At 43.6% G+C, this 26,551-nt stretch carries 22 protein-coding genes; 9 read left to right on the top strand and 13 right to left on the bottom strand.

The annotated features are described in order from the left end of the window. The coding region (locus ACYVAA_RS13975) for a hypothetical protein (protein WP_460542733.1) at positions 1-217 on the top strand (217 nt) is incomplete at its 5' end. Positions 218-410: 193 nt separating this feature from the next. Here the strand turns inward: ACYVAA_RS13975 and ACYVAA_RS13970 are convergent. Beyond that, entirely contained in the window at positions 411-848 is a 438-nt protein-coding gene (locus ACYVAA_RS13970) for a hypothetical protein (RefSeq protein WP_460542731.1), read from the bottom strand. A 131-nt stretch (positions 849-979) separates the two neighbouring features. On the opposite strand from ACYVAA_RS13970, the gene ACYVAA_RS13965 reads away from it, so the two are divergent. From ACYVAA_RS13965 to mobC, 4 genes are read left to right on the top strand one after another with little or no spacing between them, the layout of a single operon-like run. Continuing rightward, the gene (locus ACYVAA_RS13965) at positions 980-1,195 is read left to right on the top strand and encodes a hypothetical protein (protein WP_460542729.1); all 216 of its coding nucleotides are present in this window, start codon (positions 980-982) and stop codon (positions 1,193-1,195) included. 6 nt (positions 1,196-1,201) lie between these two features. Beyond that, positions 1,202-1,585 (top strand): plasmid mobilization protein, encoded by a 384-nt coding sequence (locus tag ACYVAA_RS13960; RefSeq protein WP_460542727.1) that lies wholly within the window; start codon positions 1,202-1,204, stop codon positions 1,583-1,585. Then, positions 1,579-2,865, top strand: coding sequence for a relaxase/mobilization nuclease domain-containing protein (locus ACYVAA_RS13955; RefSeq protein WP_460542725.1), 1,287 nt, complete (start codon positions 1,579-1,581; stop codon positions 2,863-2,865). Before ACYVAA_RS13960 ends, ACYVAA_RS13955 begins: the two co-directional genes overlap by 7 nt. A 2-nt stretch (positions 2,866-2,867) precedes the next feature. Then, on the top strand, positions 2,868-4,850 hold the full coding sequence (gene mobC / locus ACYVAA_RS13950) for a conjugal transfer protein MobC (RefSeq protein WP_460542723.1): 1,983 nt from the start codon (positions 2,868-2,870) through the stop codon (positions 4,848-4,850). A gap of 3 nt (positions 4,851-4,853) precedes the next feature. Here mobC and ACYVAA_RS13945 read toward each other — a convergent pair whose 3' ends face one another. Beyond that, positions 4,854-5,036: a hypothetical protein gene (locus tag ACYVAA_RS13945; protein WP_460542721.1), complete on the bottom strand. Its 183-nt coding sequence runs from the start codon at positions 5,034-5,036 to the stop codon at positions 4,854-4,856. Further along, the gene (locus ACYVAA_RS13940) at positions 5,029-5,529 is read right to left on the bottom strand and encodes a zeta toxin (protein ID WP_460542719.1); all 501 of its coding nucleotides are present in this window, start codon (positions 5,527-5,529) and stop codon (positions 5,029-5,031) included. Before ACYVAA_RS13940 ends, ACYVAA_RS13945 begins: the two co-directional genes overlap by 8 nt. Before the next feature lie 572 nt (positions 5,530-6,101). Between ACYVAA_RS13940 and ACYVAA_RS13935 the strand changes: the two genes are divergently transcribed. Next, positions 6,102-7,007: an ArdC family protein gene (locus tag ACYVAA_RS13935; protein WP_460542717.1), complete on the top strand. Its 906-nt coding sequence runs from the start codon at positions 6,102-6,104 to the stop codon at positions 7,005-7,007. A gap of 38 nt (positions 7,008-7,045) precedes the next feature. Here ACYVAA_RS13935 and ACYVAA_RS13930 read toward each other — a convergent pair whose 3' ends face one another. Continuing rightward, on the bottom strand, positions 7,046-7,225 hold the full coding sequence (locus tag ACYVAA_RS13930; RefSeq protein WP_460542715.1) for a histone H1: 180 nt from the start codon (positions 7,223-7,225) through the stop codon (positions 7,046-7,048). 45 nt (positions 7,226-7,270) lie between these two features. Here ACYVAA_RS13930 and ACYVAA_RS13925 point away from each other — a divergent pair, with 45 nt between their 5' ends. Next, a complete protein-coding gene (locus ACYVAA_RS13925; RefSeq protein WP_460542713.1) occupies positions 7,271-8,557 on the top strand; it encodes an ATP-binding protein in 1,287 nt (428 codons plus the stop codon). 142 nt (positions 8,558-8,699) lie between these two features. Here the strand turns inward: ACYVAA_RS13925 and ACYVAA_RS13920 are convergent, their stop codons facing one another. The 8 genes from ACYVAA_RS13920 to ACYVAA_RS13885 form a co-directional block, all read right to left on the bottom strand. Beyond that, positions 8,700-9,710 carry a C45 family autoproteolytic acyltransferase/hydolase gene (locus ACYVAA_RS13920; protein ID WP_460542711.1) on the bottom strand — a complete coding sequence of 337 codons (1,011 nt, stop codon included), beginning with the start codon at positions 9,708-9,710 and terminating at the stop codon, positions 8,700-8,702. A 215-nt stretch (positions 9,711-9,925) separates the two neighbouring features. Next, the gene (locus tag ACYVAA_RS13915; RefSeq protein WP_460542709.1) at positions 9,926-10,390 is read right to left on the bottom strand and encodes a GyrI-like domain-containing protein; all 465 of its coding nucleotides are present in this window, start codon (positions 10,388-10,390) and stop codon (positions 9,926-9,928) included. Between the two features lie 75 nt (positions 10,391-10,465). Continuing rightward, complete coding sequence (locus ACYVAA_RS13910) at positions 10,466-10,846, bottom strand: PH domain-containing protein (protein WP_460542707.1); 381 nt, start codon at positions 10,844-10,846, stop codon at positions 10,466-10,468. Positions 10,847-11,193: 347 nt separating this feature from the next. Beyond that, a complete protein-coding gene (locus tag ACYVAA_RS13905) occupies positions 11,194-12,642 on the bottom strand; it encodes a sulfatase (RefSeq protein WP_460542705.1) in 1,449 nt (482 codons plus the stop codon). Between the two features lie 49 nt (positions 12,643-12,691). Then, positions 12,692-14,176: a RagB/SusD family nutrient uptake outer membrane protein gene (locus ACYVAA_RS13900; protein ID WP_460542703.1), complete on the bottom strand. Its 1,485-nt coding sequence runs from the start codon at positions 14,174-14,176 to the stop codon at positions 12,692-12,694. Positions 14,177-14,186: 10 nt separating this feature from the next. After that, positions 14,187-17,603 carry a TonB-dependent receptor gene (locus ACYVAA_RS13895; protein WP_460542701.1) on the bottom strand — a complete coding sequence of 1,139 codons (3,417 nt, stop codon included), beginning with the start codon at positions 17,601-17,603 and terminating at the stop codon, positions 14,187-14,189. A gap of 140 nt (positions 17,604-17,743) precedes the next feature. Then, complete coding sequence (locus ACYVAA_RS13890) at positions 17,744-18,748, bottom strand: FecR family protein (RefSeq protein ID WP_460542699.1); 1,005 nt, start codon at positions 18,746-18,748, stop codon at positions 17,744-17,746. 69 nt (positions 18,749-18,817) lie between these two features. After that, positions 18,818-19,387, bottom strand: coding sequence for an RNA polymerase sigma-70 factor (locus ACYVAA_RS13885; RefSeq protein ID WP_460542697.1), 570 nt, complete (start codon positions 19,385-19,387; stop codon positions 18,818-18,820). A gap of 944 nt (positions 19,388-20,331) precedes the next feature. Between ACYVAA_RS13885 and ACYVAA_RS13880 the strand changes: the two genes are divergently transcribed. Next, on the top strand, positions 20,332-21,924 hold the full coding sequence (locus ACYVAA_RS13880; RefSeq protein ID WP_460542695.1) for an endonuclease/exonuclease/phosphatase family protein: 1,593 nt from the start codon (positions 20,332-20,334) through the stop codon (positions 21,922-21,924). A 6-nt stretch (positions 21,925-21,930) separates the two neighbouring features. Next, positions 21,931-22,842 carry an endonuclease/exonuclease/phosphatase family protein gene (locus tag ACYVAA_RS13875; RefSeq protein ID WP_460542693.1) on the top strand — a complete coding sequence of 304 codons (912 nt, stop codon included), beginning with the start codon at positions 21,931-21,933 and terminating at the stop codon, positions 22,840-22,842. Positions 22,843-23,403: 561 nt separating this feature from the next. Here ACYVAA_RS13875 and ACYVAA_RS13870 read toward each other — a convergent pair. Continuing rightward, positions 23,404-26,550, bottom strand: coding sequence for a glycoside hydrolase family 2 protein (locus ACYVAA_RS13870; RefSeq protein WP_460542691.1), 3,147 nt, complete (start codon positions 26,548-26,550; stop codon positions 23,404-23,406). Position 26,551 lies beyond the last annotated feature (1 nt).

The following is a 26,551-nucleotide window of genomic DNA, read 5'->3' as shown; positions in this document are numbered from 1 at the left end:
CCGATCAGGAATAAGGTCAAGGGCAAGTGAATGCTTCCTGGCGTCAGCACCCTTGACCTTTATTCCTTCCCGTTATAAGGTGGCATCCAAGAAGAGTGAATGGGGAGGTGTGGCCCGTGGTCGGGAAGGGCTTTTTCGGAATTATATAAAAAGGATGGTGCGCTGTTTTCATATTAATCTTATTGTTCAGCGCCGGGTATATAAAGCTGGGGCCTGATGGTGCCGTTCGCATAGCGGTCTATAAGGAATTCAGTAAACGGTAGGTCTCGACGTGTTCACGGCGATGATGGGTAAGTGGGGGGGAAGGTGTTGATAATCAATGGGGAATTTCTTTTAACAGCTACCCTGATGAATCAAAGGTCGAAGCTATAAATGGTTGTGGTTTTTTTTTCAAAAGCAGTCCCCATGGGCTATTTTTCGAGCTCGTATTTTAAAGCGGCTTGCTGGACCGTGGGATGGAGGAAGTAGTTCAGTTTGGTCTGGAAGTGCTCCCGCATGGCTTTTTCCAGTTTATAGGTATCCATAAGCCTGAGCAATAGCTGGGCAGCAGCCATCGCGGCTTCGTACGAACCATGGGCCAACAGGTCAATGAAAAAGGACATGGATGCCTTGCACTCCTCCAGAGAATAGGCGGTACAGGCTCCAACCAAAAAGCCATGAATAGGTTCCAGCTGATTGTCCTGTAACATGTCCTGTAAAAAGGGGAAGATCCTTTCGTCCTTAAAATGGTGTACAAGATCGGTAATCAGCGCAGTTTTATCTGTTAATTGCTTTGTATTGGAGATTTCATCCAGTAGCTGAGCCACCAGCTTTTCTTTTTGGCTGATCCATTCGTTTGTTTGGTCCATAGGAATTTGCTTTAAAAAGAATGTACGGATATAGCATGCTATGGTTCTTTATTTGACCCTACTGGGGTAATACTGGTGAACTATTTTTTAGGGTCTTGCTGAATTTGGGATAAAACAAACTCAACAAGATTATGGACCACTTTAAAGCAACAGTAAGCTTTGGGCGTATCCTGCCGCCCAAACTGGAGGACATCAAATCCTATTTTGACGAACAGGCAGTACCCGCAGCTGAAGCGGAGGTGTTTTTCTTTTACTACCAATCCCTGGATTGGCACAGCGAAAGCGGCATGCCCATCCATAACTGGAAGGAAGCAGCAGCGGATTGGCTGTACAACCTTAAAAACTGACCGGGGATGGCAAAGTCACCAAAAGCTACCCTGAAACTGGTACAGTCAAGGATTCCTCCTGCCCACTACCAAAGGTTGTTGGAACTGCTTTCCAAATCTCAGAATGCCACCATGAGCTCCCTGCTCCGGGACATCCTGTCCAACAGGACCATCGTCTGTAAAACCCATGATGAGACGGCAGACCTTCTGCTCGATCGCATGCATGCCATCCAAATGGAAATCCATGCCATCGGCGTGAACATCAACCAGGTGACCCGTTATTTCAACAGTCTGCAGGATCCGTTGCGGAAAAAAGCACTGGTCAAAAAGTTGGAGAAGGAATTGACATCAACGGGCAGAAAGGTGGACGAACTGGAAAAACTGCTCCATTCCAAACTCGCTAAATGGTAGCCAAAATCAGCCTGGGCCGGAATATTCTTGGACTGCTGTACTACAATGAGGACAAGGTAAAGAAAGGCAAGGCTAGCGTATTATCTGCCCATGGTTTTGGATCCAAGGGCGGAGAGGGGACAGTGGCTGAAAAGCACAAAAGGTTCCGGTTCTTTACCGAGCAGAACAGTAGGGCCAAGCTGAATGCCTTCCATGTGTCCTTAAACTTTTCCCCAAAAGACCAATTGGACAGGGAGCAGTTAAGGTACATCGCCCAGCAATACATGGAACGTATCGGCTACGGGGCGCAGCCTTATCTGGCCTACCAACATTTTGACGCCGGGCACCGACACGTGCATATTGTTTCGACCAATATAACCCGTGAGGGCAAAAGGATTGAAACCCATAACCTGGGCAGGGAAAAGTCGGAAAAGGCCAGAAAGGAACTGGAACAGGAACTGGGACTGGTCAAAGCGGAACATCAGAAGGAACAAAGGCTCAGCCTTGAACCATTGGAAAAGCTGGAATATGGCAAAAAGGAAAGCAAGGCAGCAATGGCCAATGTGGTCACCGAGGTGATGAGGACCTATGCCTTTTCCTCCCTGTCCGAATTTGCTGCCATCCTCCGTCAGTTCAATGTTGGGCTGATCCAGTGTGAGGAAGGGAGCAGGATGAAGGCCCATGGAGGGCTGGCGTATACCATCCTGGACAACCGGGGAAAGCGCATCGGGGTACCGATCAAGGCCAGTGCTTTTTATGTCCGCCCCACCATGGCCAGGTTGGAGCAAAGGATGGAACATAACCGGAAGATCAAAGAAAGGTCGGTGGGGAAATTAAGGGAATCTTTTGGTACCCTACTCCAACAGTCATCGGGAAAAGGAAGGGATTTTTTTGAAAAGTCGCTCCGAAAACTGGGAATGGCAGCGGAGTTCCATTACAGCAAAACGGGGGAGGTGTTTGGCCTTACGCTGATCGACCATATCCACCGCACAGCCTTCAAGGCCTCCGACCTATCCAGGAATTGGAGCGGTAAAAAAGTCATGCAGCTGTTGGAAGGGGAAGGAAAGAAAATAGAACGTCCATCAGAGCGGCTTGATCCATTACCGTATCCAGGGAAAGGCGCTGTCCCTAACCATGAAGGTGCCGAAAAACATGGTGCTCCTGTCTGGAAAGTGGATGCGGTTCCTGTGCTGAAGGATTTCTTGTTTCATGTCCAGTTGCTATTAAGACCCGAGACCCAGGAAAGGAACGACCCTTTCCACCATAAAAAGAAAAAGAAAAAACGACGTAAACTGCCCTGACCATGGCCACCGGAGAAAACCTGCAGGCACTTCGCCAGATTTTAGACCTTACTCGCAAGATCAGCATCGCCATTATCCTGATCCATGCCTACCTGTCACTGAACCTCCTGTTTGAAAGTTGGGGACTGGTCCAGCCGCTATGGGACACCTTGCTCCAAAACTTTGCTGCACTGCCCTTTCTGGAGAATCCCCTGTATGCAAAGGGACTGTCACTTGGCCTGCTATTGATCAGCCTGCTGGGGGCAAAGGGTAAAAAGGAGGCACGTATCAACAGGATAACTGCAATGTCGGCCATGATAGCCGGGAGTTTTCTTTTGCTGGGGGGAAATAATTTCAGGGGCCTGGCAGTAAGCAAACTCTACGGGGATTATCTGGAAGCGGCTATATTGGCCATGGGCTACCTTTTGGTCTTATGGGGAGGAGGGAGGCTATCACGCTACCTTAAGGATCAGGGGAGCAACACGGTGTTCAACCATGAGAACGAGACTTTTCCCCAGGAGGAGCGCAAGCTGGTCAACGAATATTCGGTCAACCTTCCGGCAAACTATCAGCTGAAACATAAAATCCGTAACAGCTGGATCAATATCATCAACCCCTTCCGGGCATTGCTGGTACTGGGAACGCCGGGATCGGGAAAGAGTTATTTTGTGATCCGCCATGTGATCACGCAGCATATCGCCAAAGGCTTTTCCATGTTTGTCTATGACTTCAAATACAATGACCTGTCGAGGATTGCCTATAACGCCCTGCTGAAAAACAAAAAGGCTTACCGGATACTGCCTGAGTTCTATACCATCAATTTTGATGACCTGTCCCACAGCCACCGCTGCAATCCCCTGGAACCTTCTACCATGCTGGACATCACCGATGCCAGTGAATCTTCCCGTACCATCATGATGGGGCTCAACAGGGAGTGGATCAAAAAGCAAGGGGACTTCTTTGTGGAGTCGCCCATTAATTTCCTTACGGCGGTGATCTGGTATTTGAAGCGGTACCAAAAAGGCAGGTACTGCACCCTGCCCCATGTCATTGAAATGATGCAGACCGATTATGACAAGCTGTTTTCGGTCCTGCGCTGTGAACCGGAAATTGAAGTGCTCATCAACCCCTTTGTCTCGGCCTACCTGCAAGGGGCCACAGACCAACTGGAAGGGCAGATCGCCAGTGCCAAGATCACCATGGCCCGGCTGTCCTCCCCACAACTGTATTATGTGCTGTCGGAAAGCGAGTTTACCCTGGATATCAATAATCCCGAAAAGCCCAAAATTGTCTGCATGGGCAACAACCCCCAGAAACAGCAGGTATACGGAGCGGTATTGAGCCTGTATATTTCCAGGATCACCAAGCTGGTCAACCAAAAGGGAAAACTTAAATCCAGCCTGATCTTCGATGAATTTCCAACGATCTATTTTAACGGGATAGACAACCTTATCGCCACAGCAAGGAGCAATAAGGTCGCCACCTGTTTGGGCGTTCAGGATTACAGCCAGCTGAAAAAGGATTATGGCAGGGAACAGGCCGAGGTGATCATGAACACAGTAGGGAACATTATCTCCGGTCAGGTGCTGGGGGATACGGCAAAGCAGCTCTCGGACCGGTTCGGGAAAATCCGCCAAAAGAGGCAAAGCCGCTCTGTCAATTCCAACGATACCTCCATCAGCCATTCCACCCAGCTGGACCTGGCCGTGCCCCAGTCCACCATTGCTTCACTGTCCTCGGGGGAGTTTGTGGGATTGGTGGCAGATACACCGGACCAGCCCATGGACCTCAAAGGGTTCCATGCCAAAATCATCAATGACCATGGCGCCATCAAAAGGGAAGAGAATGCCTTTAAGGAAATTCCTGCCTGTAGGAAACTGGGAGAAAGGGAGGTGACGGATAACTATAAAAAGATCAAGGCGGAAGTCAATGAACTGGTAGAATCCGAACTGGAAAGGATGATGGATACTCCGGCCCTAATGGGCCTGATTATTCAGAAGGGCTGATCGTTACTTGGATTTGTGCAGGTATTTTGTAGTAGGACTGGCCTCATTAGGATCCAACTCTACAATCTTTCCATCTTTATAAACAACTAGGGGGCTGTTTTTTCCCTTTTTGAATTCAACCATTCTTTTGTAAGCTTCTTCCAGCCCTTTTACAATTTTATCAAATGTGTTGTCTGTGTTATTCATCGTAATTTTGTTTAAGCAAATTCCAGATCTCTGTATCATTAACGCTTAACTGACCTGCAGAGTTTTTGGCAATAATTTCATAGGGTTCCCCGGAATTGTTGATCAGGATCCATTGATCAACAATAGGCAAATATAACTTGAAAAAATTTTTTAATCCATTTTCGTACCTCCTTAGGATAACATCATGGGGAATATGGTGTCCTCCTTCCTGAACTCTTACCCTTACACGTTCAACGGCCAATTGGGGTGAATATAACCAAAAGAAAAGCAGGTACACCTCAAAACCTTTTTCTTTATTTATCAATTGGGTGTAGCTCCTAGTGGAAAGGGTGGTTTCAAAGGCAAAACTTTCTCCCCCATTGATTAGGCTTTTGATTCGGTTGAGCATTAATTTCCCTGCCTGTATACTGGCCTTTTCAGGTCGGAAAGGAGATAGTCCCTTGGCGATTTCATCGGCGTTTACATATTCTGTGCAATCGAGAATTTCAGGCAATATGGTATAAGAGGCAGTTGTTTTCCCGCTCTTTTACATCCTGCTATAACATATGGTTTTTCATTCTTCATATTTTTCAAATAGATACCTTATCCAGCTTTTAATATCATGAGGATAGACATACAGCTTGTTCAGCTCATCAACCTTCAATGTTTTTCCAAAAAAAAATAAGTCAAAATCTTCCTTGAAGCCTAAGGGAATGTCATCAACTGGAATAAAGTCGGTTGTGGCCAATAGCTTGCTAAGGGTCAGAAGATCCTGTTTTGTGGTTCCGGTCCTATTTGTTTCAATAATAAACTGAAAGCTAATCTAGGGATTTTTCTCTAACAGCCTTCTACGAATAATAAAAGGTTTATAGAGATTGAACTTGAATTGATTAAAACCGCATTCCCTTAATTTCTTATTCAATTATCCAGCAAGTTAGGCCGTCGTGGCCCATACAGGGCAAGGAACTTCGGCATAAAGCCACCGCTGTATCCTTAGCTTGTTTATTCCGATCCTCCTTGCCTTTAATGTACCCCGCAGCCTGGGTGAGCTTCATAATTAAAATCATTCACCAAAACGATATTATTATGAAGCGTTCAACAAAGAATTCCAGAAAAGATGTTTATCAGATCGTCAATGAAAGGATCATGTCCAGCCTCGAAAAGGGGATCATTCCTTGGAAGAAGCCCTGGTCGGTGATGGGACTGCCCAAAAATTACCAGTCAGGGAAGGTGTACAAGGGGATCAACCTTTGGCTCTTATTAAGCTGTGGCCATTCCAAACCCTATTACCTGACCTTCAAGCAAGCTGAAAGCCTGGGAGGAAAGATAAGGAAAGGAACCAAATCCATCCCGATCGTTTATTGGAATTTTGTCTACCAGCATAAGCAGACTGGAAAAAAGCTGACCGAAGAGGAGGCAAGGAAGTTGCCGAAGGGAATGGTGGACAGGCGTGCCTTCCTCAAATACTATAACGTGTTCAATATCGCTGATGTGGAAGGAGTTGAATGGGAACTGCCTGAAACCAGTTCTAAACAGCCCTTCAAACCGATCAAGGCATGTGAGGATCTGTTGAAAAACGCCCCTGATCTACCGATTATAAAACAGGGGGAAGCCCAGGCCTATTATTCTCCGGTAAAGGATTATATCAATATGCCTGATAAAGAGCTGTTCAGGACCGAAGGGTATTATTACCGAACCCTTTTCCATGAGCTGGTACACTCCACCGGCCATCAGAAAAGGTTGAACCGGAAGGAACTATGGGAGGCATCTGATAAGGATGAAAGTGCCTATAGCCGGGAAGAACTCACCGCAGAAATGGGCGCGAGTTACCTGAGTAACCTATGCGGGATTTGGGAAGAACCCCAGCAGGAAAATTCCTCAGCATATATACAGTTTTGGCTGGGACAACTGAAAAAGGAAAAACGCCTATTGGTGGAATCCGCAGCCAAAGCCCAGAAAGCAGTGGACTACCTTACAGGTGAAAGGCCGTAATGCAAAAAAGGGGAGAAGCCCCTTTTTTGTTCATGCGTTTACTTATCCTGGTTCTTGATTTCCTGTACTTCAGTACGGATCTCCTGGGCAAGATTCTTGATGGCCTGCATGCCGTTCCTTACCCTGGTTCCTGCTGCTTTGTTGCCCTGCTCGTAGAACTTGGTGAAATCTGCTTCTAAGGAATCCACTAATTCCTTTACTTCTGAAAATCTGCTCATGTTAATCTTGAATTGTTTATTTTAAATAAAGTGAGATGAAATTTAATGGAATTTTTTCGTTTTGCCTTGAGGTTTCAGTCGTTAACTTATAGGACTACCTATTCCTTCCAGAACTCTTTAAATGAAATTAACCCTCATGTTTCCACTGATTTTTATGAGGTTGCTTTAGAGGGGAAGACTGTTTGGGTGATAGAGGTAAACACGGGAAGTCAAAAACCTTATGTACTGTCAGGAGCCATATTTGTAAGGCAAGGTCCCAATACACAAAAGTTAACTACTGTAGAACAGATGCGGGACTTTTTCCAGCAATCGGACCGAATATATTTTGATGAGGCTCCTTGTTTCGACTTTGACCTTGCATCAGCATTGGACCAAAATTGGTTTGAAGAATTCCGGGTGCTCTCTGGTCTTTCGAAATCCGTAGGCCAAGAACAAATCATCGATAATTTGAGGCTTATATTGCCTGATGGGAATATGAAAAATGGAGGGGTTTTGTTTTTTGGCTTGAATCCGGAGCAGTTTATTGAGTCTTCTGTAATTCGTTGTTTGGCGTTCGAAGGAACCAATAAAACCCAAATAATTGATGACAAAATTTATGGAGGTCCTTTGATGCGACAGTATGATCAGGCCATGCAATGGCTTAAAGGTAAGCTAGATGTAAGGTATGAAATAGAAGGTGGTGGGCCGCGAAAGGAAATATGGGAGATTCCTGAGACTGCTTTGAAAGAAGCCATTATCAATGCGCTTTCGCACCGGGATTATTATGATAAAGGGGCAAAAATAATGGTCGAATTATTTAAGGATCGTGTTGAAATCAGCAATCCTGGAGGGTTGACCAGTGCTATCTCTTTGGCGGATTTTGGAACCAAGAGCCACAGTCGTAATCCATTGATCTTTGGCCTGTTTGTCCGTGTTCATATGGTAGAACAGGTCGGTTCCGGTATTGGTAGAATCCGGGACCTGATGAAATTTGCAAAGCTTCCTGAACCAATGTTCAGAACAGAGGGGATGTTCTCTGTAGTGTTTTCACGTAAGCAGGAAGCTTCGGGGAAAAGTTCGGGGAAAAGTTCGGGAATAGATTCCGGAAAGAGCTGGAACAGGGCGAAAGAAGCATTAGTGAAGAAAGCATCATCAAAATTAGGAAAGAGTGCCTTGGGAATTTTGAAAATGGTCTATAATGATAAACACACCACCATCCCTGAAATGGCCAATAAGCTGGGAATCACTGAGCGAGGCATAGAGAAGAATATTCAAAAGCTAAAGGAACAACATCTGTTGGTACGAAGGAAAGGTGAAAGGTCAGGGTATTGGGAGTTGATAACAAAAAGATAATAATAGGTTGGGAGCAAGGGAGATTTGGGTCTACCCTTTACTGATTGCACGAAAAAGAGCCATTTACCTTGCGTTTTACCAATAATTAATGGGAATAGAATACCCATCCATATTGAGAATGTATGGATGGGCATCAGTGGGTTTAGCGTTTTATGTTCCGCTTATTCAGCCACCAGTCCAACCTGCTTTCCATTTTATAATTGGTAAGGCGGGGTTTGGACTCGGCCCTTTCAATCACCAGTCCCTTAAGTTCGGCTACTACCGACCAGATCGTTCCGAATTTCTGTTTTTTTAGGTCCAGGCAAACACAGGTGTCGGAGAGAATTTCCTTGGCTTTTGACAGGTCCATTTTCTTAAGAGACTTCAACCGCTCTTCAAGACCTTTATAGCGCTCACTACTTTTGCTCCATGCTACCCCTCCTTTATCCAGTGATTCCATTTCGGGACTTATAAATTGGTTGGTGATGTAAATGAAGGGTTGTTTATTGTCAGGCCTTCTGACGGTGCTTTTTTGCGGAGCAGATTCCACAACGGCCAATTCCCCGGCTTTATCTGCTATCAGAAAATTATTGGCAGAAGATACCTTTGTCCCTTGGATCAGGTCAATGGCCTGTTCGGTCGTGCTGCAGTTTTCCAGGACTTTTTTTACGATGAAATGAAAACCAATTCCAGGCTGAACCATTGTCCCGTTTACAAAAGACATGGCAATGGAAAGACCTTTTTCATTGATGCCGTCCGAACGGCCGATAAATACGTCGGATTGGCTGATATAGGCATATTTATCTTTGGAGGCAATCAGGCTGCTCTCGGTAAATTTTTTGAAGGCATACAGCATGTCGTAGTTCCGGCCGATAATGACGGAATCATCATTTTTGAAAGCAAAAACACTGCACTGTCCCGTGGTATCAAATATGCCAAGGCTCAAAAGGAAAGCACCTAAATTTTCCGGTCTGTCCTGTATGCCATCCGCAAATCCCTCTATTTCCTTGATTGCCTCTGGATAGTAATCAGCCAGAATCCGATAGGAAGCTAAGCCAAAGTTATGTTTTTCCTTGGACAGTTCAGGGATAGAGAATTTGACTTTATCATACAGCAGTTTCCCGTACTTGTATCCCATAGCATAAAAATCACCGTAAAGTCTTGGATGGTACATAGGTCTTAAATAGTTGAATTAGGTATCGATGAATTGTTGTTTAGTATTTGCTCAAGAAGGGTAAGGTTTAGAAGATGTTACCCCACTTAAAATACAACCAACCTGCTTTCTTTATTTTATCAAAAGAGCCTTTCACTTAGGAAGTATAGATGATGGTAAACCTACAATACTGTAGTAATTTAATGCAACCAAGTACCTCTTCATTATGGATAGGGCTATTCAAAATATGAAATATATATCGGCACCTCAGCATTGTTCCATTCCTGGCTCTTTTCTCCATAAATCTCAAAGTCAAAGCTGAATTTACGTTGGATGTCGGAACGCCAGATAGTTCTCCAGGCATTGGCAATACAAGCAGGCATCTGTCCCGAGGCAACGGTTTTATAATATTCCTGTTGCGGAATGAAAAGCACGTTGAGACCTTTGGGGATAGGGGAGGTCTCCTCTACTTTGCAACCAATAAAATAGGAGAAAGCGCCGGTTTCATCACCCTCATAATCGTAATAAACCGCATAAATAGCGTCGCTGCTTTTATGGGGAATAAGTTCAGACACTTTTTCTTGCTCGAATTGTTGCCATAGCTTGCCACAGTCCCTATTGGATTGGCCGTTTTCATTGGAGGTTTTACCCTCCAGCTTAATCCCAATTAACTTTAACGGGCCTATCGTGTTCTTTTCCATAGCTATCATTTAAGAATAGTTCAACGTCTTAAATTAAAATAAGAAGGGTAATCGTGTATCCAAAAGAAAATAAACCTATCCCAACACCTGCTGGGCGAGGATTTTTTGTACTTCATAAACATTGACCGACTTATTAAACTTTTTGCAAATGGAAGGTACTTGTTCACTGGATATCCAGATCTTCAATTCGGCATCCAGATCAAAAGTGCCTGAGGTTTCTACGCTGAACCTACTGATACTTTTATAGGAAACAGACAGATATTCCACTTTTTTACCGGTCAAGCCCTGTTTGTCCACGAGTATCAACCGCTTATTGGTAAATATAAAAGTATCCCTGATCAGCTTGAAGCCAATGGTGATGGTTTCTCCATCCACTAATAGCTGTCCGTATTCCTTATTTAATTTTTCTGGCTCCACGGCCCCGGCATTCCCGAGCAATGATGATAATAATCCCATAAGTAGTTTTTCTATTTAAAAATTCTGTTTCTATTAACTCTTCAAACTTAAGGGGTATGTCTTTTCTTTTCAATACCCAAAATGGGGTATATTTTCTGTCAACGCCTTTTTGGGAAAAAAAGGAATACTAACGCTTTTATCCAAGCATAGGCTTTCCTTAAGGAGTAGGAATTTTAGGATGCTCTTTTGCCGGTACCGGAGAAGTAATGTTGCTGCTTCAGCAAGAATTGGTTTTTTTTAAAACCAAGACGAAAAAAGACCGCCCCAACGAGAGACGGCCTTCATGTTTCCTCAAGTCCATTGATGTCATGGTTCTTATACTATGACTAATTTTACATGATCAGGCTTTATTTGTGCTCGGGCATTTTGGCACCTGTTTCCTTCAACCAATCCCCAAGTTTTTTGGACAGGTGTTGGGCCAAGCTGTTTTCGGTTTCAATTAGATTGTGCTCCTCCATGGGGTCACTTTCCAAATCGTACAATTCCCCCCTGCTCCCATCATGGTAAGCTATTAATTTATGGCGACCTGATCTGATGATAGAGTAGGGGACAACATCATTTCCCCTGTAATGTGGAAAATGCCAAAACAGGTCCCTTTCCAAATCCATATCGGGATGCTCAAATAAGCCATTGAGATCAACACCGTCCCATTTTCCCTTTTCCTTACTACCATCAACCAAAGCCAAAACTGTTGGCAAAATATCCATGGTAATGATAGGCGTGGAAGAGACTTTACCTGCCGGGATTATTTGCGGTAAGCGCATGATGGTCGGAACTTTGATGCCTCCCTCGTAGGGATATCCCTTCTGCGACCTGAGCGGGAAATTATTGGTGACTCTATTGGATGGATTACCGACCAGCCCACCATTGTCGGATGTGAAGATCAAGAGGGTTCGGTCCACCAAATCCAATTGTTCCAATACCTCCATTAGCTTACCGACATTATCATCCAAACTTTCTACCATGGCCGCATAAACGGGATTGCTTTGCTTTCCTTTTTCCAGGGAATCATACTTCTCTACCAACTCATCTTTTCCCATCAGTGGGGTATGAACGGTATAGCTTGCCCAATGTAGGAAAAAGGGTTCGTCCTTGTGTCTTTTTATAAAATTGACGGCTTCATCCCCTTCTCTGTCCGTAAGGTATTCTCCTTCTTTTCTCGGAGGCAGATTGGGGATTACATATTCCTCATTGCCATTGAAAGGCTTATAGGGATCAAAATAGCTGGGAGGTTGTCCCAGATCGCAGCCACCGATGTTTTCATCAAAGCCCTGATGTTCCGGGAAATATTTTTCCGGCCCTAGGTGCCATTTCCCGATATGCCCGGTGACATACCCTCTTTCTTTAAGCATTTCAGCAATAGTCACCTCTGCAAGGGGCATATAAAGATAATTTTTGGGCGTTCTCAGGGGCCTGCCCTCATTTTCATCAAATCCTTGGGGGTTGTTACCATCCTCCGGAATGATTCCTCCTTGAAACCTTGCCCGGATCCAATCCGTTATTCCGGTTCTTGCAGGGGATTTTCCTGTTAGGAGTGCAGCCCTGGTTGGTGAACATATGGCCGCGGCGGCATACGAGTTGGTAAACTTTAATCCCTGGCTAGCCAAACGGTCTATATTGGGCGTTTGATAAAAATCGCTTCCAAAAGTTTCTACATCGGCCCATCCAAGATCATCCACGTGAATTACAACGACATTGATAGCCTTGGATGTTCCTGTCTCATTTTGCTCTTTTTTGGGCCCACTACAGGCAAATAATAAAAGGACAGCGCCTATGCTACATATTACTTTTTCCATATCGATCTGATCAATAAGGTTGGTCAAACGACCAACCTTATAATTCTGTTTAATAACCCGGGTTTTGTTCCAGGTTGGGATTGGTGTCTATCTGTTGCAGAGGGATAGGATACAGCACCTGATGGGCCTGAGCACTGTATCCACGGGACTGGGCTCCGGAAATAAACTTCCCGTGACGAATTAAATCTTCCCTTCTAAGCCCTTCACTATAAAATTCACGGCCCCTTTCCTCAAGGATAAAATCCCTCAAACTTTCTTTGGTAGGATAGTCTGTAAGCAATATTTCCGGTACATCGGCACGTCTTCTTATTTCATTGATCAATTCAATACTTTCTAACGTCGGACCATTGAGCTCATTAAGGGATTCGGCCCTGGTCAACAACACATCAGCATAACGGATATAAACAATATCATTTCCGTGGGATTCTCCTATACCATCAGGGTCAGGCCAATATTTAAAACTTCTGACATTGTCCAGGGGCTGACCATTTCCATCCTCAACCAATTGGATGAAATCACCGCTTACATCCGTATATTCGGTCACCATCAGGTTTCTTCTTACATCTCCCTCTTCGAACGTTTTGTAAAAATCCGTATAGGTTCTGAACTGTGCCCCATAATTGGCCCAGGTGCTCATTACCGGATAGCCGGGAGGGAAGGCGTGTGCCATATAATTGTTTTGGTATCCGCTTTGGGGAAGACATGGGGCACGGAAGATATATTCCATATTGCTCTCGCCGTCCACAGAGAACAGTTCCTCATAGTTATCATACAAGGCGTAATAATTCAAATCCATGATTTGCTGGGCTGTAACCGCTGCCTGTTCCCAATTTTTGTCGTTGAGGTAAAACTTCATCAAATACCCTAAGGCAGCACCTTTGGTAGCCCTTCCTATGGGTTTTTCCTCAACCGGTAGATTTTCAGCGGCAAAAGTAAGGTCTTCTATGACATAGTTAAAGAAGGCTTCTTTGGTGGCTCTTGGGGTACTCTGTCCGATGGCTTCTATTTCCTCTGGACTTGCTCCTTCCGGTATTTCTATCAGAGGTGTCGGGCCAAAGAGGTTGTAAAGATAGTAGTAGGCTGAGGCCCTAATAAACCTTGCTTCGGCGGTAATGGCATTCAGCTCATTTTCTGATAAATCCGTCAATCCACTGGCCACGGACAATACCGTGTTGGCGCTGGCTATGGCAGCGTACATCTTATCCCATTGGCCATTAAGTATACTGTTGTTTATCGGCCAGTTAAACTGGATAAAAGGGGCAGCAACCCTTTCCAGACCACCCCCGGTTTCAAAGGAAACATCCGTACAAAATTCATTCAATAAATAGGTGTAATTTCTATGGTCATAGGCAATGATCCTTGACCGTGAGTAGGCTCCTGTCAACAAAGCATCCACTCCCGAGGGATCCTTAAGAAATCCATCAGGGTCATATTGGGTATAGACTTTTTCCTCCAGAAACTCCATGCAGGAAGTGGCGCTCAAAAGAAGCGCAATGCCAAGGAAGCTCAGTATATGTTTATTTATAGTATTCATCTCAGTTGATTTAAAAGGTTACATTAAGTCCAAATCGTACAGTCCTACTTAATGGGTAGCTATTGTAATTTACTTTTGACACGTTACCGGTTCCCGTTGCACTGGCGTCAGGGTCATAGCCTTCAAAATCAGTAAGGGTGAAAAGATTGTCTGCCGCTACATAGGCATTGATATTTCTGAATACCTTTTTACTGTTTAATGGGAAATCGTATCCTAATGTCACCGTTTTTAACCGTAAAAAGGAAGCGTCCTGTATCGTCATTGAATTGATGATGTAATCTCCTCCATATGCGGTAGGGTTTACTCCACTTGGATATTCATTGGTAGGGTTTTCCGGTGTCCACCGATTGAGCATGTATTTTGCTATCCTGTTTCGGTATTCATTGGTCGGATAAAAGGTTTCGGTTACATTGGCGTCAAGTGTTTGGATGCCTTCTACCCATTGCATAAAGATGTCCAAAGAAAGGTTTTTATAGGTGAAACTGTTGCTAAGTCCCAACGTAATATCCGGGAACGGGTCGCCCAGTACCACCCTGTCTTTCAGGTCTATGACATTGTCTCCGTTTTGGTCCTTGAACTTGATATGGCCGGGCGCAGCATTGGGCTGGGCAGAATTTTCGATATCATCTCCCGTCTGGAAAATCCCTTCAGTTTCGAAACCATAAAATGAACGCATGGCCACCCCTTCCCGAACCAAAAGGTAATTGCTGATAAATGTCCCCACGTTGCCCGAAATAATCTCAGGAATAAAGTCAGGTAATTTGGTGACTTCATTTTTTAACAATGAAAAGTTAAGCGAGGAGCTCCATTTAAACTGGCTGTTTTGGACGTTTACCGAATTTAATAAGAAGTCGACTCCTGAGTTCCTGGCTTCACCGAAATTGACCAGAATGTTGGAAAATCCGACAACTGATGGGATAGGTTTGCTGAATATTTGGTCCTTGGTAGTCCTGATGTAGTAATCCACAGAGCCGTTGATACGGTCATTGGCAAACCCATAATCAATTCCAAAATTGATTTCCTCTGTGGTTTCCCATTTAAGGTTGGGATTAGGTAGGCGCGCCGGTACAACCCCTTGGTAGATGGCGTCCCCAAAGACGGCACTTCCGCCCGCCACAAGTGTCTGAATGGTACTGAAATTGGGAATACCCTGGTTTCCTAATTGGCCGTAACCCAATCGTAGTTTGGCCGTGCTCAATACAGATGATACAGGGTTGAAGAACGGTTCATCGGATATTCTCCAGGCAAAAGCTCCTGAAGGGAAAAAACCGTATTTGTTAACATCTGAAAACCTGGAGGTACCGTCAGCCCTGAAAGATGCAGTAATCAGGTATTTTCCTTTTAGGTCATAATTGACCCTTCCCAAAAAGCCGTTGAGTCTGTTCCTGCTTCTGGAAGAATTCACATTGTCTCCTTCATCGCCATCTCCACTCTGTAACAGATCCGAATAGGTGACATCGGAAAGAAAGCCCCGGGAATCTGCGCCCACTCCTACAGTAAGAAATTCTTCGAATGTGGCACCACCAAGAATATTGATATGATGGTCATTTCCAAACTCTTTATCATACCTGATTAAGAATTCTGCCAACCATTGGACATAATCTGAAGCATCCCTGGAGCCTACACCTCCATTACTTTGCCCAAGGAGAGTAGACCTGTCACGATAGTAAGACGCCATGGATCCCACACTCGTACCTCCAAGTCTTACTGATCCGACCAGTCCTTTAATAGGTTCCACCTCGGTGGTGAAGGTGCCATAAAACCTGTTTCTCAGGTTTTCCTGGCTTACTCCGTTGATCAGGGCTTCCGGGTTGTCCAAAGAAATGAAATCATTCCGATAGTATTGGCCGTTTTCATCCAAGCCAGATGGTAAAGTGGGGTCAAACTGAATGGCGGAATTGATCGGTCCGGCATTTTCATTTGCAGCATTGGAAAAAAGGATTTCGTTTTGGACCGACCGGGTATAGTTCATATTGAACTTAAAACTTAAATAGTCCTTAGGTTTAAAATCGATATTGGTTCTCAGGTTTAATTTCTTAAAACCTGAGTTCTTGACCAGCCCGTCCTGGTTGAAATAGTTTAACCCTGCATAATAGGTGCTTTTATCAGAACCTCCTGACATGGACAATTGATGGTTCTGGACAGGTGCGTTGTCATGGAAAATGATGTCCTGCCAATTGGTTCCCAATCCCACCTGATCGATTTCCTCTTGGGTGTAAATGGGATTTCCACCACCCTCTTCCCTGATGGCGTTCAATGTTTCCATATATTGTCTTCCATTGAGCACATCTATTTTCTTTGCCACTGATTGGACCCCATAATAAGTGTTGTATTTTAGCACCGGCTCCCCTTTTTTTCCGCTTTTAGTAGTAATCAGTACCACTCCGTTTGCCGCTCGGGTACCATAGATGGCTGCAGAGGAAGCGTCCTTCAAGACTTCTATGGACTCAATATCATCAGGACTAAGGTCTTGGGGGTTCACTCCGGGCAAGCCGTCTACAACTACCAACGCGCTGTTGTCTCCGTTAATGGACCCCGCACCACGGATCTGAATCTTGGTCTGGGCGCCGGGGGCAGAATTGGGCTGGGATATGCTGACCCCTGGCGCTCTGCCGTTCAGCAATTGAAGGGCATTGGAATTCGCTCCCTGGGTAAAATCATCTTGGGATAAGGATACTACTGCGCCTGTCAGGTCACTTTTGTTCTGCACGCCATACCCTACGACCACCACTTCATTGAGGCCACTCAGTAGCTCCTGGAGGCTTACATTGATTTCAGTCCTGCTGCCCACTGTTTCCCTCGCTGTTTGATAGCCGATAAAGGAAAATTCCAAAACTGCCGTTTCATCGTCTACTTCTATTTGATAGGAACCATCTAAATCTGTCACCGTACCCTTTTGCGTACCCACTACCAGGACATTTACCCCAGGAACTCCTTCTGGCTCCGCTTCTGAGGTAACCCTGCCTTTTATCGTAATCAGCGGGGCTGTCTTCCCCTTGGACAATTTTTGTTGAGGTTCTTTTTGAGAAACTTTTGGAGTAATGACTATGCTGTTTTCAATCTTCTGGTACTGTAGTTCAGTATCTTCCAGTAAGATGTCCAAAACCTCTTTTAGACTGCTGTTTTCTATGGACAGGCTAATACTTTTATATTTTTTTACCTGATCGAGCTTATAGGAAAATTTGTAAGGGGATTTGGCCTCGATTTTTTTAAACGCTTCTATCAATGGTTCATTCTGGACTTCTATGCTGATAAAAATATCCTTTAAATCCGGGGATTGGTCATGGGCAGATACAGGGACGGAAGACAGCAGCACCATCATTGTTAAGACCGTGCCGGCAATGATTTTCTCGTACAATCCTCTTTTTAGAAGATGAAAAGGGTGAACAAAGGAGTGCTTTGCTACCCGTTGTAATGATAAATTCATAATTTTGGATTCGGTTAAGTTAATTGACTATTTTCTTGATCTACATTCCCTTTATTGGGGATGTCTTGCTGTTTCGGTGGCCGCCGAAACAGCTTTTCTTTTACATAATGAATTGCTACATAGGCTGTCAATTTTTGGCATTAAAGGCACACGGTGCCTATAAAAAGAACGGTATTGTCTTTAACTTCATATTGTAGGTTATTGAGTGTGGCCAATACTTTTAACACATGGTCCAGATCCTCACTAACATCAAATTTGGAGGTAAACCGACATGCTTTTAAGCTGGCGTTATCGAATTCAATGGATTTGCCAAAGTGTTTTTCCAAGGTAATGGCCGCTTCTTCAAAGGTCACATTTTCAAATACCAACTTATTTTCCTTCCAAGAGGACACGGCAGCGGCATCAACCTCACTGAAAGTAAAATCCTGCACCTGTTTATCATAAGCTATTTGCTGGTTCGGTGTAATGGAGGCAAACTGATGGTTATCTTGTCCAACGCCTACTTTGCCGGTTTTTACCGTCACCTGTATGTTGCTGGCTTCCCGGTACGCCCTGATATTAAAAGAAGTACCCAATACTTTGGTCTGTATTCCATTGCTGGTTACCGTAAAAGGACGCTTTTCATCTCTAACAACTTGGAAAAAGGCCTCACCTGACAGTTTAATGTTCCGCGATTCAAAGCCTTCTTGATAGGCCAACGTCGACCCTGAATTGAGCCATACCTCACTTCCATCCGGTAATTTAATGTACTCTCTTTCCCCTATACCGGCCGTTATTTGACTCCAGTTCAATGTCTCTTTTTCGGAAACTACCGGTCCTTTCATCAGCCACAAGCCTAAAAGGGATAGGGTAAGGAGGACTGCTGCTACCAGCCATGTTTTACTGTGTCTGTTGGCCTCGGTCCTTGATACCTGTAAATGAGAGGCTTTTTTATCCTGGATGTTTTTAAACAACAATTCAGCATCAGGCGATTGGTGGATTTTTCCGATAGGGGAGGTGTTCCAAGATTCCTGCATGAATTTTTCCAACAAGTGCCCATTTTCAGGACGTTGAAGGAGTTGCAATAGCTCCTCAACTTGCTCTTCTGAGCAATCATTGCGGAGATATTTCTCCAGGAGATCATGGATTTTACTGTTCTGTTTCAAGATAACTGGATGCGTTTAATAGGAAGACGCTTCCGGTCACGTGATAGGACTAGTTGATTGGGAAAAAAATTATGGGAACATCAAAAAGATCAGCATATACCCCACCGTTTGCAGGGCTTTTCTTATAATTTTAAGCGCCTGTACCATATGGTTCCTTACGGTATTTTTGGAAAGATGGAGCTGCTCGGCAATTTCTTCATAACTCATTCCTTTTCCTCTGCTAAGCTCAAAAACCTCTCTTTGTTTGGGTGAAAGCAATTCCTTCATGGCATTGAGGAGCCCTGAATTGTCCATCTCCAAAAATGGATCTTCCGACCTGGCTACTTCCATTTTCACCTGTTCCATTAATTTTTGATCCCTGGAAATCTTTCGGAGATAATCAATGGCTTTTCTTTTGACGATTAAAAACAGGTAGGCATCCAAGTGATCCACCTCCTTAAGCTTACTTTTTTCCTGCCAAATTTTGATAAAAACATCCTGGGTAAGATCAAGGGAAAGGGACTCTACCTTGAGATAGGTCATTGCAAAACGGAAAACCCGTTGATGATACTGATCAAAAAATAATCTAAAGGCCTTTTCATCTCCTTTGACCAAATCGTCTAAGTACCTTTTTTCGCTATATTTCTCCGGGAATGGCACTCTTAAATCTTCTATATTTTTAATTGACCGTTAATAAACAAAAAAATTAGGAGACACTAAACTTACACAAAAAAAAACATAGAATTACAAAAAAATAAGAACACCACCCGTTGTTTTTTGAAGTGAACCAGCTGTTAATGAAATCAAAAGTCTAGAAAGAAAAAGTGACATAAGGCTTTAGTTACAATCCAATTAGATCGAATCAAGCTAATAGGTATGAATAATTATTCCAATAGCACTAGAACAGGGATCGTGGAATTTATATATCTACCATTTGATTTAATGACCAAGCTGTAATTTTTCGTTTTTCTCTCGGTTACTAACAAAAAGTAAATCAAGAGTAAAAATACGTAAATATAAGACCAATAAAACATTGAATACGAAATAAAATAAGGGCTATAATTTTGTTTTTTTTATGTTTAATTAGTTTCTTCATTTTTTAAAATTTACCTGGCTCTCTTGAATTCTGCACTTAACCAAATATGACGCTGGGCATTACATTGGCAATATGTAAGGAGGTAAAGGAATAACCTGGTTAAAAAGATAGCCAGATGGACATATCGGACTTGGTGAAACATTTTCCGGGTGAAAGCGGCTGTGAATTACCTTTAAGTTTACAGCGACATCATAGGGCAAAATTGGTGATGGGTATAAGAAACAGCTTGTACTGGTTGAAGGGTATGGGGCAATATGATTAATCCTATGTTGAAAAAGATTACTTCCCAACAAATACGGAACAGATTCAAAAGAAGGAAAGGCAGTCAGAAACAGGCTATTGTTGTAACAGGCTGTGAATCCACTCCTCTAGAAGTCTCTCAAACGGAAAAAAGGTAGCCTTTGCGGTTTTTTCAAAATGAAAGCACTCAAGGATGCTTCGTCAGTAACGGGGGATGACTTTGTAGAAAGCAATGTTTGTTGCATTCAGGTGCATAAATTAAAAAAATATGAGATTAATATTTAGACACTTTTTACTACTATTTTTATTGGTTAAGCTGTCCTTAAGCAGTTTTGCCCAGAAAAGTTTTTACACCGGCTTTGAGAAAGGAATGGATAAATATTATCCAGTCGTGGAAAAAGACGAGGCCATTTATGTGATGGATTTACAAAAACCACAATGGGCTGAGGGAATTTCTGGCTTGGCACTTGACCTGTCCATGAATGCAGTCCTTAGAAAACCCCTTGTTTTGGACAGCATTGAAACCCCGGATTATACTGTTCACACAGACCTTTCTGTCCAGGTTTGGATAAAGACTATTCCTGGAGCGCCACAAGGTACACCGATCGTTGGAAATAAAAAAGATGGTGATTTAGAGAGTAAAGGATGGAGTATTTTTACCCAAACTACAGGTGCCTGGGCTGTAAATTTATCGGATGGGAAAAACACTTATTCCTATAAGGCCAATGCCCCACAGCAAATAATAAACGATGGTAACTGGCATCATTTGGCATTCAGCATTAACAGGGCGAAGGAAGAAGTTTGGTTTTATTTGGATGGTCGTAATGTAGCCATTTATAATGTTCAGGGACTGGGAAGTCTCGAGAATGAACATGCCACCGTAGTGGGGGGAACTGATGAATACTGGGAATATGGATCCAACGGGCAATGGACAGCCTTTAATGGTTATCTTGATGAAGTGAGTATTCAGAACAGCTTCATTAATAAGGATGATATTAAAAAGAGTTTCGAAAGGTTTGGGCAAACTAAGCCCTTTGAAGTCCTCAATTCCCCTTTAAGGGTAATGGTTTGGAATATATGGCACGGGGGTAGGAGATATGGTAAACAGGTAGGAGTGCAGCGAGTTATCGAAACGATCAAGGAGGCTCAGCCTGATGTTATAGGATTAATTGAGACTTATGGCTCTGGTGAGGTTATAGCGGATTCTCTGGGCTATCATTTCTATCTTATCAGCTCAAACCTCAGCATAATGAGCCGTTTTCCGATAAAAGAAACCATCAAAGCCTTCAGGCCCTTTAATTTTGGTGGAGTACGATTGGATTTAGGAGAAAACAGGGAGTTGTTGGTCCTTGATACATGGCTACATTATTTACCTGATTATGCCTCAGGAATAGTAGATAACAGCATGAGTTCCCAAGACCTGGTTTTGGGAGAAAAAGATACCCGTCATGCTGAAGTCAAAAGTATTTTAATGGAGATTGATCCCCTGATTTCGAAGAGTGGAGAGACCCCTATCATTATGTTAGGTGACTTTAATGTGGGGTCTCATTTAGACTGGACAGAAGCCACAAAGCAAATACATTATGGTTATACAATTGACTGGCCGGTAAGCAAGGAAATGGAAAATGCGGGATTTAAAGACAGCTTTAGGGAATTACATAAGAATGCCCTATTGGACCCAGGATTAACTTGGACGCCAAGGGCAGCCACTTCATCTTCCAAATATGGTTTACGCGATCGCATTGACTATATCTATTTTCAGGGGGGATTAGACCCAATCGAGTCAAAAGTTATCGATTATCATCCTATCATGTTCCCCTCGGATCATGCAGCCGTCATTACCGTTTTCAATTTAAAATAATTAATTGTGATTAATAAAAAAGCACTGTTCGTCCAGTTGGGACTCTTCGCAATACTTTCTATACTGTCCGGTTCCTCCTTGGCACAGTCAACAATCAAAGTATTATCCTATAATATTTGGAACGGATATGATTGGGGAAAGGATAGCTTAAGGAGAACACAGGTATTGAAATGGATTGACTCCAGAAATACGGATATCGTGGCATTTCAGGAACTCTGTGGCTATTCAGATGAAAAACTAACAGCAGATGCCAAATATATCGGACATGAACATAGCGTGCTTCTAAAAACTTCTGGCTATTCTGTCGGGGTTTCCTCCAAATACCCCATAAAAATCAAGGAGAGAATTTTTGATAATATGCATCATGGAGCCTTGCACTGTGAAATCAATGGGATACAGGTTTTTGTGGTTCATTTGTCTCCTTTCAGTTGGGAAAAAAGACAGACGGAAGCAGATGAACTGCTTTCAAGGATAAAGGGACTGATAGCAAATGGGGAAGATGTCCTTGTCTGTGGGGATTTCAATGCTTTATCACCTGTAGATCAAAACTGGTATAGTGATAATAAGGAACTTTTGGATAGGGATTTGCAAAGTGACCAACAACACGAACATGTTAAAAACCAAAGGATGGGGTTACATGATTATTCCGCCATGGGAAAGTTTTTGGGTGCTGGGCTTTATGATGGGATTCCTGCTTTCGTTCAAAACGGAAAGCAAAGGATTTCCAATCCGACATTGGTATTTGCCAAAAATAAAAGGGAAGAGGAGGACCTGATCAAGCATGGAGTCAGGATTGATTTTATTTTATCCTCCTATGGATTGGCAAACAAATGTGTTTCGGCTGAGATAATCAATCAAGGCGAAACGATCAGACTTTCTGACCATTATCCCGTAGAATGCGTTTACCAGTTTGACTGATTTTAGAATGCAATGAAGAATATGTTTACCATAGAATAGTCCTTCTAGAACTCATATATTCTGAAATAAGAGTTCAAGCCAAAAATGTTAAGATTTTGGCCTATATTTCTTAACTCAAGGAGACTTCTTTTGGCTGACAGTTTACCGATATTGTACGAGGAACGCTATCAATTAATATTAGGTAGTTAACAATGAATTAATTTGTCTGAAAATATGCTCCCAGTCTTCAAGGCCAACCTTTTCGATACCCTGTAGACGTTGGAAAGCCCAGGTTTAGTTGCCTGGGCTTTTTTTGCTTTCAGGTCAGACGTATTTTTCGCCCCCCCTTTGAATTTTTCGTTTGTGATTAAGTTTCCTGCTAGGAATTATTATCCAATCTGTTCTTTCTATGGATTGGGAAATATATTATTTATGCTTCCAAATCTTATGGAAAGAGTTAATCTTAATTTATTTGTTTTGTCATTTTCGATATACTTCTAATATTGTAATCAAAATTTTGAAGTTTAATTTAACTATTGTTTCCTTACTATTTTTGTATCCAAAGGGAGAGATGAAGCTTAATTACTCCCATGAGATTAGCTTTTGAAAATAGGAATCCGCCATGGGCTGTCCACCAATAAACTTCTCGAGGTCTATTTGTGAAACAATAATGCTTCCTTTTCCGAATTTATATTCACCAGAAGCCATAGCATTTCCTTGGTCTCCAACCCAATTGGTCAGTCCGCTGCCAAGTATGGGAGCAAAGTTTTCAGCCACTACAACCGAAGATAAAAATGGTTCTATCATGCCAGTTTTGTGGCTGTACCACATTTTAAAGTCAAAGGGTAAACCGTTTTTGGTTATGGGGTGACCAGTCTGCGGAGAGGCAAAATAGTAAGAGCCCATGCTGGTCGGGTGTACTTCAAAGGTCTGATCTGCAATAAGATTTGTCCCCACGGGCGCTTGGTAGAAAATGGCTCTTTTTCCCTTCTTTACTGCTTGGTCGATACGTTTCTTATGTTCTTGGTATTCTTCCATATCAAAGATCATGATGACATCGGCGTCGGACAAATTGGCTGCTGTGATAAGGTTATCCGTTCTCAAAACTTTCCAGAGTGGAGATTCCCCCACTGCGTATACTTTTTGTTTTATAGGGCTGCGCTTTGGGAAAACTTCATAGTCAAAAGAAGAAGTGCTGATGGCTTCCCCGTTTTCCCCCAGAAGTTGGAATTCCATGGTGTAGGAGGTGCGCTGATTTACTTTGGGAGCTCGATGTCTTGCATAACCTTGGAAAGAAACGCCGTTTTCAGGGATTTCTGGTAGAACCTGATTGCTCCAGAGAACCTGGTTGCCCTTTTTGAGTTGGTAGGATAACCGGGTCCCCTTTGGAATGGTATTTAAGTCATTGCTGATCCAAGCCTCCATATCAATGGTGTCCCCTTCATAGAACCTTGACTGGTCGCTCCTTAGCGAGACCAGGAGGGGAGTGAGGGCATCGCGGTAAGCAAAATAGGCTTTCTTTGGCTTGCGGTCCACATCCATGATCGTCTTCATCCATCCAGCTGGCCACGCGTCTATGAATAGGTGTACAGCAAAAGAAACCATTCTTGGATCTCTTCTGAATGATTCAGTGGCCATTTTTACCGCCCAAGCCTGATGGTCCTGGCTTGCGGCAATCCAATCTTTCACATTGTTTTGGGTATTGAACCACATATAGTGGAACTTCTGGGTCTGGGCAGCCACAATCTTATTGGCTGTCCATGCTTCTTCTTCCGCCGGTGTTTGTGGAAGCCAGTCCCTGGGATAATATTTTTGCATTACGGGGTAGTTGTCCAGGCCTTCGGCCCCAAATTCCCCACAGGCATATAACCAACCCGGTTTCACATGGCTCCAGTAGCCTTTGTACAGCTTACCCAAAGGTAAGGCATGTCCATTGTACCAGGTATTGTAACAATGGTGGTCCGGAAGTCCCGGAGAAGGAGGATCATAATCCCCGTCCCCCGCTTTAATTACCCTGTCCGGATTGGCCATATGTACCGCCTGGTCCGCAGCTTTGAAAAAGCGGTAATACTGTTCCGCTGTATTCATATTTCGTTGCGGATGGCCCTCGGCGTTGACAAACCTTTCATTGATATAAGTGACCATGATATTGGAAGGATGGCTTCTCACCAATCTTTCCATTTCTTCTGCCTGCTTGACTGCCTCGGCCCATTTGTTATAGCGCAGGCCGCCAAATAAAGGCAGGTCTGTTTGGAGCATGATCCCCAGTTTATCGGCGTATTCATAAATTTCCGGTTGCACAGGCCGCTGGGTAAGCCGGAGGAAATTCATATTGCATATCTTCGCTAACAAAATGTCATCGATCAATTGATCAAAATCCTGCTTAAAGACATCCTGCTGTAAGAACCCCATAGTATTGGCCCCTCTAAGACGGATTTTTTCACCATTCAAATAAAGGTTTCCTTTCGGGATATTCACCGTGTCCATTTCAAAGGAACGCATTCCAAATTGCTGCTTTCGGTTGTCCACGATATTTCCGTCTTCGTCGATAAGGGAAATCTGTAATTGATACAGCCATGGCGTTTTGGGATCCCAAAATCGAAAATTGTCCATACTAATTGCCCATCGCAGATAGTTCACGCCATACCCCATCTGTAACTGTTTTTTTTGCCAGTCAGTGGGTTTGGCCAAGTCTCCCACCCCTGGTATGTGTACAGTAGTGGGAATGTATTCCTCATCAAGGTGAAGGGTATCCTGGAAATTTTGCCCGTAAATGCTATAACGGACTTTCAGGTTTTTAGGGGTTTGATCAAAGTTATTGACTTCTAACCATATCTCTGCCTGGTTTTTATCCACCATGGGCCTAACGAATATATCATGGACATGTAGCGGGGACCTGAGTTCAATGAAACAGTCCTGATAGATACCCATTCCAGGAGCACATTGGTGGCCTCCATCATAAAAGTTGTCGTATCCAAGGCCAGTGACCGCGTAGATCTTATCCCCATAGAAACGTTCTCCAGTATGCGGATCTTTGGATCCTGTGGTGGTATAATCGTTCTTTACTTCTATCAGCAAGGTATTCTTTCCATCCACCAAATGGTCGGTAATGTTAAATTCGAAAGGGGCAAAGAACCCTTCATGGCTGCCGACCAGTTTTCCATTTAAATAGACATTGGCAAGGTAGTCTACCGCTTTGAAACAGATAAAGGCGGATTGATTTTGCAGCTGTTTCCGGTCAAAGTCAATTTCCTTTCGGTAATAAGCAGTCGCCCTGCCTTGAGGAGGGCCGTAATGCGGAATCTCCACCTTTTCCCAATTTCCTTTCCCCACCAATATGTCATTAAAGGAACGATGGTGATCCCCGTCTGATGCCATCCAGTCGAATTCCTTCAGGGGAATTCTAGTGCGCAGATCGGAAAGGGAAGGGGCCAGGTCCTTCAAAAATGGTTCATGGGCATCCCTGAATTTTCTTAACTCTTCTTCGAGTTCTTCAGCGCTGTCCATTTTATCTACAGGGCCAAAGGAATAGGCTTTGCTATCCCCCACAGGAAGTAGTTTAAAGGGCTTTTCTATGGGCTCCTTTTCTTCTAAAAGGTCCAGTCTGGTGGCTGCAACCCTATTGCCAATATCAGCAAAGCGGTCCATTTCTTTTGATTGCTGGGAATAGACTGATTCAATGATGATGGTGCTGAGAAAAAAGCAGGTTATTATAATATGATGTTTCATT

It is taken from the genome of Echinicola sediminis (assembly GCF_054777495.1).
Note: the sequence above shows the minus strand (reverse complement) of the source record. Positions and strands in the feature narration are given on the sequence as shown.